Origin of the sequence: Ruegeria sp. (assembly GCF_965221235.1) — a bacterium.
In the GTDB taxonomy this organism is placed as follows: Bacteria; Pseudomonadota; Alphaproteobacteria; order Rhodobacterales; family Rhodobacteraceae; genus Ruegeria.
Genome location: NZ_CBDCRS010000003.1, coordinates 252895 through 266339, shown reverse-complemented (window position 1 = coordinate 266339; position 13445 = coordinate 252895). Strand labels below are relative to the sequence as shown.

The 13445-nt window shown below is 59.6% G+C and carries 9 protein-coding genes; 2 read left to right on the top strand and 7 right to left on the bottom strand.

Translation table 11 applies throughout. From position 1 onward, the window contains the following. Positions 1 to 68: 68 nt before the first annotated feature. The 4 genes from ACOQOY_RS01640 to ACOQOY_RS01625 all read right to left on the bottom strand — a co-directional run bounded on the left by ACOQOY_RS01640 (position 69) and on the right by ACOQOY_RS01625 (position 3845). Positions 69 to 524, bottom strand: coding sequence for a YaiI/YqxD family protein (locus ACOQOY_RS01640; protein ID WP_420583749.1), 456 nt, complete (start codon positions 522 to 524; stop codon positions 69 to 71). Next, the gene (gene sthA, locus ACOQOY_RS01635; RefSeq protein ID WP_420583748.1) at positions 521 to 1978 is read right to left on the bottom strand and encodes a Si-specific NAD(P)(+) transhydrogenase; all 1458 of its coding nucleotides are present in this window, start codon (positions 1976 to 1978) and stop codon (positions 521 to 523) included. The genes ACOQOY_RS01640 and sthA overlap by 4 nt, the downstream gene beginning before the upstream one ends. Before the next feature lie 3 nt (positions 1979 to 1981). Next, positions 1982 to 2815, bottom strand: coding sequence for an S-formylglutathione hydrolase (gene fghA / locus ACOQOY_RS01630; protein WP_420583747.1), 834 nt, complete (start codon positions 2813 to 2815; stop codon positions 1982 to 1984). A gap of 100 nt (positions 2816 to 2915) precedes the next feature. Next, entirely contained in the window at positions 2916 to 3845 is a 930-nt protein-coding gene (locus ACOQOY_RS01625; protein WP_420584019.1) for an AEC family transporter, read from the bottom strand. 184 nt (positions 3846 to 4029) lie between these two features. On the opposite strand from ACOQOY_RS01625, the gene ACOQOY_RS01620 reads away from it, so the two are divergent. Then, positions 4030 to 4647, top strand: coding sequence for a TetR/AcrR family transcriptional regulator (locus ACOQOY_RS01620; protein ID WP_420583746.1), 618 nt, complete (start codon positions 4030 to 4032; stop codon positions 4645 to 4647). Between the two features lie 99 nt (positions 4648 to 4746). Here ACOQOY_RS01620 and ACOQOY_RS01615 read toward each other — a convergent pair whose 3' ends face one another. The 3 genes from ACOQOY_RS01615 to ACOQOY_RS01605 form a co-directional block, all read right to left on the bottom strand. Further along, positions 4747 to 6117 carry an HlyD family type I secretion periplasmic adaptor subunit gene (locus ACOQOY_RS01615; protein ID WP_420583745.1) on the bottom strand — a complete coding sequence of 457 codons (1371 nt, stop codon included), beginning with the start codon at positions 6115 to 6117 and terminating at the stop codon, positions 4747 to 4749. After that, positions 6114 to 7856: a type I secretion system permease/ATPase gene (locus ACOQOY_RS01610; RefSeq protein ID WP_420583744.1), complete on the bottom strand. Its 1743-nt coding sequence runs from the start codon at positions 7854 to 7856 to the stop codon at positions 6114 to 6116. Before ACOQOY_RS01610 ends, ACOQOY_RS01615 begins: the two co-directional genes overlap by 4 nt. Positions 7857 to 7917: 61 nt before the next feature. Continuing rightward, positions 7918 to 12105, bottom strand: a complete 4188-nt coding sequence (locus ACOQOY_RS01605) for a beta strand repeat-containing protein (protein ID WP_420583743.1) — start codon at positions 12103 to 12105, stop codon at positions 7918 to 7920. Between the two features lie 335 nt (positions 12106 to 12440). Here ACOQOY_RS01605 and ACOQOY_RS01600 point away from each other — a divergent pair, with 335 nt between their 5' ends. Then, complete coding sequence (locus ACOQOY_RS01600) at positions 12441 to 13361, top strand: LysR family transcriptional regulator (RefSeq protein ID WP_420583742.1); 921 nt, start codon at positions 12441 to 12443, stop codon at positions 13359 to 13361. The last annotated feature ends 84 nt before the right edge of the window (positions 13362 to 13445 follow it).

The following is a 13445-nucleotide window of genomic DNA, read 5'->3' as shown; positions in this document are numbered from 1 at the left end:
AGCGCGCAGCGCTGCCCGGCCCAATCGGAGGCGGCGCATCTATGATGCGCTTCCGACGGGCGGGAGGGCTACCCGCGTTTTGCCGCTCGTAACTCGCGTTCCAGCGCATCCAGAAAACGCGACCGATCCGCCTTGCTGAATGGTTTGCCACCACCGCCAGCCCCCAGCGGATTGGCGGCACGCAGGTCAGCCATCAGATCACGCATCGCCAGTTGCTGGCCAATGTTGGCAGCGGTGAATACCTCACCATTGGGGCGCAAAACGCGCGCGCCAGCTTCGACACATTTTGCGGCCAGAGGAATGTCGGATGTGACGACAACATCACCCGTCCCACAGCGCTCGGCGATCCACTTGTCCGCCTCATCGGCTCCCTCCGAGACAATGACAACCTGCACCAGAGGGTTTGCCGACGGCCGCAAGCCTCCGTTGGAAACCAGTGCCATCGGAACCTTGTGCCGGGTTGCGACCCGTTCGGCCTCGGCTTTCACCGGGCACGCATCACCGTCGACATAGAGCGTTGTCACGCCTTCTTCGCCTCTTTCTTGGCGGGTTCAGAGGGTTTCTTGCGCACCTTGAATTCATCCGGGATCGGCATCCTGTTGAATGCGTCCAGACCGGCGATCTTGTAAGCCTCGGCCAGCGTCGGATAGTTGAATGTGTTCTGCACGAAATAGTCCACCGTGCCTTTCAGGTTCAGCACAGCCTGCGCGATGTGGATCAGCTCGGTGGCGCCTTCACCGACAATCTGTACGCCCAAAACCCGGCGGGTTTTCAGCGAGAAAAGCATCTTCAGCATGCCATGCTCCAACCCCATGATATGACCGCGTGAGGTTTCGCGGAACCGCGCCATGCCGACTTCATAGGGAATGCCGCGCTCTTGCAACTCTTCCTCGGACATGCCGCAGGTGGAAATCTCGGGCACCGAGTAGATACCATAGGGATACCACGGGCTTTCGGGCAGGGTGGGGGTGTCCAGCGCATGGCAGGCCGCCACACGGCCCTGTTGCAGCGAGGTCGAGGCCAACGAAGGATGTCCGATCACATCACCGGTCGCATAGATATGCGGCACCGATGTCTGATAGGATTTTCGATCCACCTTGATGCGATTGCGGTGATCTGTCTCCAACCCAACCGCATCCAGATTCAGTGCCGAAGTTGCGCCCATGCGACCCGCGGCGAACAACAGCATCTCGGCCCGGACATGGCGTCCATTTTCCAGCGTGACTTCGACGTGTTCTCCGGCATCTTCGATCTTTTCGACGGCAGAGCCCAGTCGAAGATCAACGCCATTCTCGCGGATTTGATGGGTAAAGTCGTGGATCAACCGACTGTCGATGAAATCGAGGAAGGTCTCACGCGGCTCAATCAACGTCACCCGCACGTCCAGCGCCGAGAACATGGTGGCGTATTCCACTCCGATCACCCCGGCCCCGATCACTACAAGTGAGCGCGGAATCTCGGCCATCTCAAGGAAATCGTCTCCATCCACAACCGTTTTGCCGTTGAATGGCACGTAGTCGGGACGATACGTTTTGGTTCCGGTTGCGATCAGGAACTTTGCGGCGGTCAGGCGGGTCTTTTCGCCGGCATCCGTGGCGACCTCAATCTCATGCGGGCCAACGAACGAAGCCAACCCGTTCAAGGTCTCTACATGATTGCGGTTGAACTGGTGTTCCAGCACGTCAACCTCATGATCCAGCGTCATGTGCAGACGCGCCTTGAGGTCTTCGGCGCGGATCTGGTCTTTGACCCGGTACGACCGCCCGTAAAAGCTGCGCTCGCGCCAGCCGGAGAGGTTCAGCACGGTTTCGCGCAGGGTTTTGGACGGGATCGTGCCGGTATGAACAGAAACGCCGCCGAACCGATCCTTACGGTCGATCACCAACACCCGCCGCTTCAGCTTTCCTGCCTGAATCGCGGCGGACCGCCCCGAAGGCCCGGACCCGACGATGATCAGGTCATAATCGTAGTCGCTCATGCCTCAGTCTCCGTACAGCGCCTCGGCGTGGAAAGTGATGTGGTCTTCCATGAAGGTCGACACAAAGAAATAGGAATGGTCATAGCCCGGTTGCAGGCGATAGGTTGCCTGTTGGCGACGCTCAGCAATTGCCTGTGCCAATGCTTCCGGGCGCAACAGGTCGATGAACTGATCGCTGGCGCCAGTGTCGATCAGAATAGGTCCGTCAAAACCCACCTCTTTCATCATCACCGAGGCGTCGTGCTTGCCCCATGCAGCCTCGTCATCGCCCAGATAAGCGCTGAGTTGTTTGCGACCCCATTCCGCGCCAGTGGGGTTCGAGATCGGCGCAAAGGCCGAAACCGAGCGATACCGGCCCGGCAGGTTCATCGCCAGCGTCAACGCGCCATGGCCGCCCATCGAATGGCCGGTGATTGCCTGACGGTCCATGTCGACGGCGAAATTCTCGGCAAGAAACGCGGGCAACTCCTCGGCCACATAGTCCCACATGTTGAAATGCGGTGCCCACGGGCTTTGGGTGGCGTTTACATAGAAACCGGCCCCTTGACCCAGATCGTAGTCGTCATGATCCGCCACGCCTTCGCCGCGGGGTGAGGTATCGGGAAACACGACTGCAATCCCTTGTTCAGCCGCCCAGGCCTGTGCACCGGCCTTGGTCATCGCGTTTTCGTGGGTGCAGGTGAGACCCGATAGATACCAAAGGATCGGAACCGGACCGTCCTTAGCCTCGGCGGGCAGGAACAGACCAAAGGTCATGTCGCATTGGCAGGCTTTGGACGCGTGGCGATAAACGCCCTGCACGCCACCGAAACAGGCGTTTTCCGAAAGGGTTTCCATCTGGCACAGTCCTTTATTTTGGGTCGCGTTATGGCTAACGGCCCAAAGACCCGGCGTAAAGACCGCGCCTGTTCTGCGCACGGTTTTTTTAAGACCACAATCAGAGGGTCGAAACCCACGCAATCACAAACGGCACGGTCAGAATACTGGCCGCCGTCGACAACAGGATCGCAGCTGACGCGCGATGCGGGGCCACGCCGTAATGTGCTGCCAGCATATAGACGTTTCCAGCCACTGGCAGCGCCGCGGCGGCAATTGCGACCGAGGCCGGGAACGCCTCGACCGGGATCAGCCAGATCAAAACAATCCCGACGCAGAGCGGGTGCATGATCAGTTTGCAAAAGCCCAGCCATGCCGCGATCTGCACCCGTTCAGCGGACTTGGTGGCCAGTGAAGCTCCGATTGCGAACAACGCACCCGGCGTGGCCGCACCGCCCAGAATGGTCAGAAAATCGTTCAGGACCGTCGGGACCGGAACCTGAAAGGCTGACCACAACATCCCCGCCGAGATTGAAACGAACATCGGGTTTTTCACCAACCCCAACCCGATCAGGCGCAAGGTTGCGGCGGTCAGTCTGCCATCACGCCCGCCATTTATCAGGATCACGATCAGCGAAGAAAACACCACAAGATCGACAGTCAGCACCAGCATCACCGGTCCAATGGCGGCCTCGGACAAAAGCAAGGCCAGCATCGGCAGGCCCAGAAAGCCGACATTGCCGATGGCCGCACATTGCGCCTCGACCGCTGCTGTGGGGATATCGAGCCCGCGTATCCGCGCCACCAATGTCGCCAGAACATAGACGGCCGCGGTTCCCAGCAGATAACCCAGAACCAGCCGAGCGTTGAATATCTCGGCAAAGGGCAGGGTGGCGGCAAAGCGGAACAACATTGCCGACAGCGCAAAATAAAACACGAATTTGGTCAGATAGGCCGTGGCCTCTTGGGTGAAAAACCGGCTGCGGCCGGCCCAGTACCCCAGGCCGATGATCGCAAAGAAGGGCAGTGTGCGCAGAAAAACATCGACCATGGCCCAGAGTGTTAGCACGGTTTGACGGCGCGACAAGTCATCCCGGACCCAAGCAGCGCTTCGCCCGTCACTGACGCGAAAATGACCACAGTTTACGTGGTGACGGACCCTGCACCTATGCGAATCGTTGTATCTGAACTGATCGGTTTATAGTTTGGAAGGATCAGCCATCCAGGGAACGCACATGACTCAGACAGCCGCCATCCTTCGCACCGGCCGCAAATTCGATCAGGTTTTGCGAGGGGCGAGAGAAGTGTTCATGGCGGACGGCTTCGAAGGCGCCAGCGTGGATGACATCGCGCGGGCGGCAGGCGTGTCCAAGGCAACGCTCTACAGCTACTTCCCGGACAAGCGGCTTCTGTTCATGGAAGTGGCCCAGACCGAATGCAAACGTCTGGCCGAAAACGTCGTGTCCCGAGTTGATGACACCAAACCCGCGCGCGAGGTTCTGACCTTTACCGCGACGCAGCTGACAGCGTTTCTGGTGTCCGATTTCGCGCAACAGGTCTTTCGTATCTGTGTGGCGGAACGGGACAGGTTCCCGGAACTGGGCGTGGCCTTTTATGAATCGGGGCCTCAGAACGGTCGGCGTCATCTTGTCGAGTACCTGGAAAAAGCCGTCAAAAAGGGCGAATTGGCCATTGAGGACCTTCAGATCGCAGCCGAACAATTCTCGGAACTGTGCAAGGTGCGCATCTGGGCCAAGGCGGCATTGGGCATTCAGAACACTTTTTCCCAGGCTGAGATTGACGAGATCGCGCTGCAAGCCGTCGATATGTTCATGGCGCGCTACGGGGTCTGATCCCGCCAGCCAAAAACATGGGCGCGGCTTAGAACCGCGCCCCACTCGTTACTCAATCCACTATGCCCGCGTTGATGAGTTCAACGCTGGCGTTCAGGCTCACTCGATAAATGTTTTTGCCAGCCGGTCACTGATCGGCTGCGCAAGATAGCTGATGACGGCGCGCTCTCCAGTATTGACGAACAGATCCGCTGGCATGCCCGGCACCAGATCCAGCGCGGCAACGGCCTGCGGCTGATCCGCGTCCAGCTTGACCCGCGCCTTGTAGTAGGGCTCGCCGGTTCGGTCATCTTCCAACGCGTCGGCCGAGATGTCGAAGATCCGACCGCTGGCTTCCGGCACATCCGCCTGCGCAAACGCGGACAAGCGGATGCGTGTGCTTTGACCGATCCGCAGCTTGTCGATGTCACCGATCTGAACCCGGGCCTCGACGATCAGCGCCTGATCGGCCGGAACGATATCGAGGATCGGTTCGCCCGGGCGGATTACGCCGCCGGTGGTCGACACGCCCAGATTCACCACGCGCCCGCTGGTTGGGGCCAGCACCTGTGTCCGCTGCAAGCGCGCCAGCGTTCCGGCGAATTGCGGGCGCACCAGATCAAGTTGCGCCTCGACCACCGCCAGTTCCCCGGCGATGACCTCATCACGCAATTTCTGCTGGCTGAGCAGGGACAGTTCCAATTCCTGCATCTGATCTTCGGACTGCCTGATCTGAGTGCGCAGCGAGGCATCGACACCACCCAGACGCTCAAGCTCGATCTGACGCGCGCTGACCCGAGTCACCGCGACCAGCCCCTTGTTCAGCAGAGTTTCCAGATTGGCCAATTCGACCTTGGTGATCTCGATCTGGTTCTGGTTAGAACGACGCTGTTCGTTCAGTCCTGCAATCTGGTTGCGCAGGCCCGATATGCGCTGCGCGTTGATCTGCGCCTCGGCCCGGCGGGCGCGCGCTTCGGCGGCGAACAGTTGTTTCTGGGTCAGATAGGGTGAGACCCAGTGCAATCGGTCCATTCCTTCGCGGAACCCGGCCAGCGCGGTCGCTTCGTCAAACTGCTTCTTTCCGCTCATCTGCGCCAGCAAGCGCGCGCGGCGGACCGACAGTTCAGCCAGCTGGCTACCCTGTACGCTGAGATCGACGTCAATTTCAGTACTGTCGAGTTGCACCAGCGGTTGACCCGCCGTCACAAACTGGCCATCAGCCACAAGGATTGAGCGGATAATGCCACCATCCAGATGCTCGACCGTTTTACGCTGACCTTCGACCACGAACGATGCGGGGGCAACGACCGCTCCGTCCAGTTTCGAGGCAAACGCCCAATAGACACTGCCGCCGACAAAAGCAGCCAAGGTAAAAAGGCCAAACAAGACATAGCGAGCGATCCCCGGTGTGGAACCCGAAACCTCTGCCGCCTTGATCTCGTGAAATCCGACTGCGGTACCGGTGGGGGAATATTTGACAAGGTTCGTCATTGGGCCGCTCCTGCGATCTGAGTTTCGTTTGCCCGGCGCGGGGCTGGGTCAGCGGGTTTGTCCAGCACATTGGCGCGGTTCATCTTCAGCACTTCCTGTTTGTCACCGAACCGGGACTGGCTGCCGTCACGCAGCACCATGACCTTGGTTGCGGCCTGCAACGTGGCCGGACGGTGGGTCATGACAATGGCGATCCCGCCCCTTTCCTGCACCGCCATCAGTGCATCGCGCAGGGCCTGTTCGCCCTCGGCATCGAGGTCCGAGTTCGGCTCGTCCAGAACCAGCACAAACGGGTCCCCATAGAGCGCACGCGCTAGGGCAAGGCGCTGTCGCTGACCGCCGGACAGGAAAAAACCGTTCCCGATCCGGGTTTCATACCCGTCGGGCAGGGCGCTGATCATCTCATGCAGTCCGGCCTCACGGGCGGCGCGCAGGACCTCGGCGTCGTCGATGGCGACAGAGAACCGCCCGATATTCTCGCGGATCGTGCCATCGAACATTTCAACATCCTGCGGCAGATATCCAATCTGCTTGCCCAGATCCTCGGGGTTCCATTTCGACATCGGGCTGCCATCCAGCAACACCTCACCCCGTTGCGGGTGCCAGATACCGGCCAGCATCCGGCCCAGCGTGGATTTGCCTGACCCGCTCTGGCCGATCACGGCCAGAACGTCCCCTGCGTTCAAACTGAAGTCGATCCCGCGCAGGGTGGCGTTCATTGCCAGTGGCGGGGCCGCCTGAGCGATGCGGACGTCCAGTGTTTTGAAAGCACGCGGCAGGTTCAGGTTTGCGGGCGGCTCGGCAAACTCATCAGTCAGTTGCCTGATCTTGCTGTAAGACCCGCGCGCTGCCAGAAAGCTGCGCCATTGGCCGATCAGCTGGTCAATCGGGGCAAGCGCCCGGGCCAGCACGATGGTGGCCGCGATCATGACCCCGGCCGAGGATTCTCCGATCACGGCCAAAGCCGCACCCAGACCCAGAACCGCCGATTGCAGTCCCATCCGAAGGGTTTTGGACAGGACCGAGAAGCCGGCGACGCGGTCAGCGGCGCGGGTCTTGTGCTGGTGCGCGTCAGCCTGCAAGGCCGTCCAGCGCCGCACCAGATCAGTTTTCATTCCAAGCGCATGAACCAGTTCCGCATTCCGGTCGCCGGTGTTGAACAGCGCATCCGAACGGCCACGGGCCTCGGCGGCATTCCGCATCGGTGCGCGGGCGCGGGCGTTGTTGATCAGGGCCATGATAGTCAGGGTCAGCGCTCCGGCCAGACCCAGCAGCCCGAGATAGGGGTGAAGGACATACAGAACAAACAGATAGATCGGGATCCATGGCGCGTCGAAAAAGGCGGTCAGAGTGGTGCCCGAGATGAACTCGCGGAACCCGTTCACATCCTCGACCAGATTTTCGCCGTTGGTGCCGCTGCCCTGCACCCTGCGACGCATGGCAGCCCCAAGGACCGGCGCGCCGACGGTCAGCTCGAACCGGGCAGCCAGACGGCCAAGGATGCGCATCCGCATCAGATCGAGACAGGCAATAACGACAAACACCCCGGCCAGCAGAACGGACAGGGCGATCAGGGTCTCAATATTCTGGCTGGTCAGCACGCGGTCATAAACTTGCAGCATGTAAAGCGGCCCGGCCAGCATAAGCAGGTTCAGGAACAGGCTGAAAACCGCAACCGCAACAAAGCCTTTGCGCAGCGATCCCCAGGCGGATTTGACGGGATTGGATTTCTGAAACATCGAATTGCCCTTTCCGGTTTGGCAAACGGGGCGACCCAAAGGCCGCCCCGCTGTTGATCGCTTATGCGACGAAGTCGTCTTCGTTCAGGTCGGCGCTGTTGACACCGGCCAGACGAACCGAGCCTTCGCTGCCGAACGAGATGACCGCGTCGTCGCCATCCTGCGCGACACTCACCGCGCCGCCGAAGTCAGGACCGAAGTCACCGAATTGGAGCTGGTCGAGGCCAACTTCGAAGTCCTGAACCACGTCGTTGCCAAAGTTGCCTTCGAAGACAAAGGTGTCACGGCCTGCGCCACCGATAAGAATGTCATCCCCACCCTCACCGTTGAGTATGTCGTCACCGGCCTGACCATTCAGCGTGTTCGAACCTGAGTTACCCGACAGCACATCGTTGCCGCCATTCGGGCTACCCACGTTGTTTGAGCCGTTGATGTTCTCAAACCCGAACACCTGATCCAGCACGGCACCGTCAGGTGCATTGACCTGCGCGACTCCGTTGCCCTCTTCGTCGAGGTCCAGAACAACACCCGGCCCTGCGGAGAACAATGCGGTATCGGTACCTTCACCACCGATAATGATATCCGCACCACCGAACGAGTGGATGGCATCGTTGCCAGCACCGCCGTCGAGGATGTTGAACTCGTTGTTGCCCAGGATCAGGTCATCACCGCTGGAGCCGACCACGTTTTCGAAATCGTCGACTTCGATTGCGATCTGACCGTCCACAATGATGGCACCGTCCTGCGGACCTTCGTCACCATTGCCAGCCGGGTTCGGAGCAGGGGTGCTCAGATCCAGGTCAATGGTGACACCGTCGAAGCCGGACAGGTTGATGGTGTCCGCATCGTCCGAACCGACAACCCGCTCGATCGACTGAAGTACGTCGGTTTCGATCTGGTTCTCGATCACGTCCTGACCAATGACACCGATGCCGCCTGTGGCATTGACATCCAACGTGGCGCCTGCATCCACCAGCGTGTCCTGCACGACCGGGCCATTGATGCCCGCAGGTGCATTGTGCAGATGGATGGCCGAGACAACACCCGGGATCGGCGTGTTCAGGTCGGCTTCGTTCAGACCAACAACGCTGAGTTCGCTGGAATATGTGACTTCGCCCGTGTGCAGGTTCTGAGTGATGACGACGGTTGCGCCACCGGTGGCTTCGCTGTCCGAGGTCGGCCCAGGCTCTTGCGCCGCGTCCAGACCGCCGCTTAGCGATACGGTGCGGATGCCGTTCTCGGTCACGTCACTGTCGACCAGCAGTTGCCCGCGGATTTCACCGCCCGGGAACTCAGAGGTGTGGATGTTGTAGTACAGGTTGCCCTGAGCCGCTTGCTCCACGAACTGAGCGCCATCTTCGATTGCCGACCCGAACTGATCCGGTGCTGCGACAACCGCATCGACGACCGAAATATTGAAGCCCGTATCGCGCGTGGCGGTGCCGTTGCCGTTGGCGTCCAGAGAAACCTCGACCGCAACATCCAGATCCGAGAAATCGGCTGTGTCGATGCCGTCGCCACCGTCGATGAAGTCATTGCCCAGACCACCGGTCAGAACATTGTCCGCATCGCCTGCGATCAGAACGTCGTCACCTGCGCCGCCAACAATATCACCGTTGGTGGTGCCCAGATCGACAAAGATGTCATCGCCATCGCTCAGCAGAACGTTGCCGTTTATCACACCTTCGTCGTCGTTGACGATGGTTACGCTGGCTGCGTCCGAGGCGTCGATAGCGTTGACCGTGCCGCGAATCTCACCTTCGTTCAGGATCGCACCCAACAGGTTCAGGCCGCCGTCGATACGAATACCGGCTGCCGCGTCCGAGTCCTCAGACCCTGCGATCAGGCCTTCGTTGACAACAACACCTGCGAAAGAAGCATCATCCTGGCTGGTGAACAGGCGCAGACCGTCGCCTACTTGGTTGCCCTCGATGGCGTCGCCACGACCTTGCAGCGTGCCTTCGTTCAGGATCGCAGCCGAAACCACATCGCCCGAAACATCACCGGTTTGCAGCGAAACCGCCGAACCGTTGTTGCCTTCGCCCGCGTCCACGACGCCGAGGTTTTCAAAGGTGTAGTTGTCAGCGGTGCCATCAGCATAGACAGTCCCGTTGCGCTGGTTGCCGGTGCCGAGGATTTCGCCTTCGTTGACAACCTCCAGCCCTTCACCATCAATGTTCAGCGCACGGCTGTCCGAGGTGACAATCCCACGGTTCACAAACGAACCGCCCGTGTGGTCACCGGTGCCAAAGTACACGCCGTTCTGGCCACCTTCGAAAAGACCGCCTTCTTCGTTGATCAACTGACCTTGGAAGTTGACGTTGTTCACCGCACGGAATGCGCCGACGGTACCGTTGGCCCCTTCCGAGGCGACCACGCCCGAGTTGGTGATGGTGCCCGAGAACGTCCCGGCGTTGCCGACATTTCCAATGCGGATACCGTCACCGGCTGCGTTGGTGCCTGCAGCAGCGTTGCCACGACCCTGGATGGTGCCGTCGTTGTTCAGCTCGAACGATTTCTCGCCTGCAATCTCAGCGCCAAAGCCCGAGCCTTCGTTACCTTCGCCTGCATCAACAACACCGGTTTCCAGGTTGTTGAAGGTGAAGTCTTGCGCGGTGCCGTCGGCATAGACGGTGCCGTTGCGCTGGCTGTCGGTGCCAACGATGTCACCGGCGTTGTTCACTTCAAGGCCAATGCCATCGATGTTGAACGCGCGGCTGTCCGACGAAATGGTTCCGCCTTCCAGGTTGTTGAACACACCGCCGGTGTGATCCCCGCCTTCGCCTTTGACCGGGTTGCCGAAATAGACACCGTTTTGGACACCGGAGATATCGCCCGAGTTGTTGAACTCACCCTGGAACGAAACACCGTTTACAAAACGCACACCCGCAACAGTTCCGTTTGCACCTTCCGAGTCGATGGTGCCGGTGTTGTTGATGATCGCGTCGGTGGTGCCAACATTGCCAACATTGCCGATCCTGACGCCGTCACCGGCAGCATTTGTACCTGCTGCGGCGTTGCCACGACCCTGGATTGTACCGGCGTTGTCCAGCGTGAACGAGTTCGCGCCGTCACCGGCTCCACCGATTTCAACACCAAAGCCCGAGCCCTGATTGTGCTCGCCTGCGTCGATGGTCCCGGTGGCCAGGTTGTTGACCGAGAAGTCGTCGGCTGTGCCATCGGCATAGACGGTGCCGTTGCGCTGATCGTCGGTGCCGAGGATGTCGCCGCCGTTGACCAGGTTTACGCCTGTGCCATCGATGTTCACCGCACGGCTGTCTGATTGGATCGTACCAAAGTTCAGAACGTCCAGATCATGCTCGCCCAGACCGATATACAGGCCGTTTGCAGCGCCTTCGATCACACCGGTCGAGGTGTTCAGAATCTCGCCTTCGGTGTTTGCACCGTCAGCAATACGGATACCAGCAGCGGTGCCTTGGGTGCTTTCCGAAGAAATAAGGCCACTGTTGATGATCTCGGTTTCCAGAATGGTGCCTTCAGCGCCATTGTCGATGCGGATACCGTCACCCGCCAGCGCGGTGTTCGACGCCGCCTGACCACGGCCCTGAATGGTCGCGCCGAAGCCGTTGAAGACGTCGGTTTCCACACGGTCGCCGATCTCATCACCGATCTGCAGCGAAACACCGGCACCCTGGTTGCCTTCACCGGCATCTACGGTCCCGCCCGAGAAGTTCGAGATCGAGATGTCTTCGGCAGTGCTGTTGGTGTAGATCGTGCCGTTGCGCTGGTCGCCTGTGCCGACGATGTCGCCAAAGTTGCGGACATCAATGCCCTGACCCTGAATATCCACTGCGCGGCTGTCAGAGCTGATTACGCCACCCCGGAAATTGTCCAAAGACCCCGAGCTGTCCGCGCCTGCAAATTGCACGCCGTTAAACTCACCCACGATCTCACCAAAGTTGCGGACTGCGGCACTGCCTGTGACCTGAACACCAGTGGCCAGCGCATCGGGGCCGTTGTTGGCCTCGATCCGGCCCGAGCGGAAGTTGAAGACATCCACATCCTGTCCCTGCGCCTGAACGGCGGCGACAGCGTTGTTGGTGATGATCTCGCCAAAGTTCAGCAGGCGCGAGAAATCATTGGCCAGAACAAAAGCCGGGGTGTCGTCGACCACGGTGCTCTGGAAGAAGTTATTAAAAAGGGTTTGGCCATCGCGGCTGGTCTCTTGCGCCAAAGTTGACGTGCTCAAAAGACGGGCGCGTAAGCTTTCCATAAATTGGGACAGCATGGGGAACTCCATCATGGGTTTGCGTTATGCAGAGCGCCCGCTGGTCTGGGCATTCCACGTAGCAAAGGGGTAGCCACCACCGCCTGTCAGCTAAAATTCATCCTTCGAATTGGGGGTATAACCAATGCAAATAGTCACAGCTCGCGTGATAAATCGCATTTCAAGATCGCTATAAATCAACATGTTACGAAAATACGCGCCGCGATCCGATCCTATTCACTTGCGCGGATTGACGGTTTTGTCAGTGAAAGTGAACATGTTTTTTTGCTGACACGGCGCTGAAGGGCTAAATCTGGGGTATTCCAACGGCCTGAAAACACGCGTCTATAACCATTATGAATTTCCGAGATCTGGAATATGTGCTCGCCATTGCCAAACATGGCCAGTTCAGTCAGGCAGCCGTGGCCTGCAATGTCTCGCAACCCGCATTGTCCAATCAGGTCAAGAAACTGGAACAGGAACTAGGCTCTGAGCTGTTTCTGCGACTGCCCAATGAGGTGCGTCCGACCCTGTGCGGTGAACGCATACTCTCAATTGCCGAACGCATCCTGAGCGACGCCCAGAACATCCGCGACACTGCCACCCAATTCCGCGACCCCGAGGCGGTGCCATTCCATGTGGGCATGACACCAACGCTGGCCCCGTACCTGACGCAGTATTTCTCGGACCTGTTCAGCGCGTTGTTTCCGGCCATGCGGGTCACGATGGTCGAGGACCTGCCGCAGAACATGCTGAGGATGGTCGAGGATCACACGCTGGATCTAGCTCTGGTGGCAAAGATCAACACCAGCGCGGCGCTGGATTTCACCTCAATCTGGTCCGAGCCCCTGTTTCTGGCGGTTCGTGAGGGGCACCCTCTGTGTCACTTGCCTTCAATCGCACCCGAGGACGTACCAGCGCATGACTTCATTCGGCTGCCGCATAGCTTTGGCTATGATCTCGAAGACCGTCTGCCCAAAGCCGATCCTGCGCACCGCGTCAGCAAACGGTTCGACCTGAGCGCGCTGCGGTTTGAAACGATCTGCCGCCATATCTGCCATTCGGATGACTGCACCATCGTCTCGGCGCTGGCCGCCGAGCAGTTCAAACGCGACAACTGGCCTCTGTGCTTTGTGCCGTTCGAGGCCCCCGGCCATCTGCGCGATCTGGGGGCGGCGACGCGGCCAAACTGCCCCCGTCGACCACTGTTGGATCGTATCGGGGCCTATATCAACGAAAACCCTCCGACGGGTGTGACGCCCACGTTTCAGGCGTAACCCAAAGCGGACCGGAACGGCCCGGCAGAACGCTGCGTCAGGGCTTCCTTTCCTTCGGCTTTGCATCCGGACAAATGCAGCGCA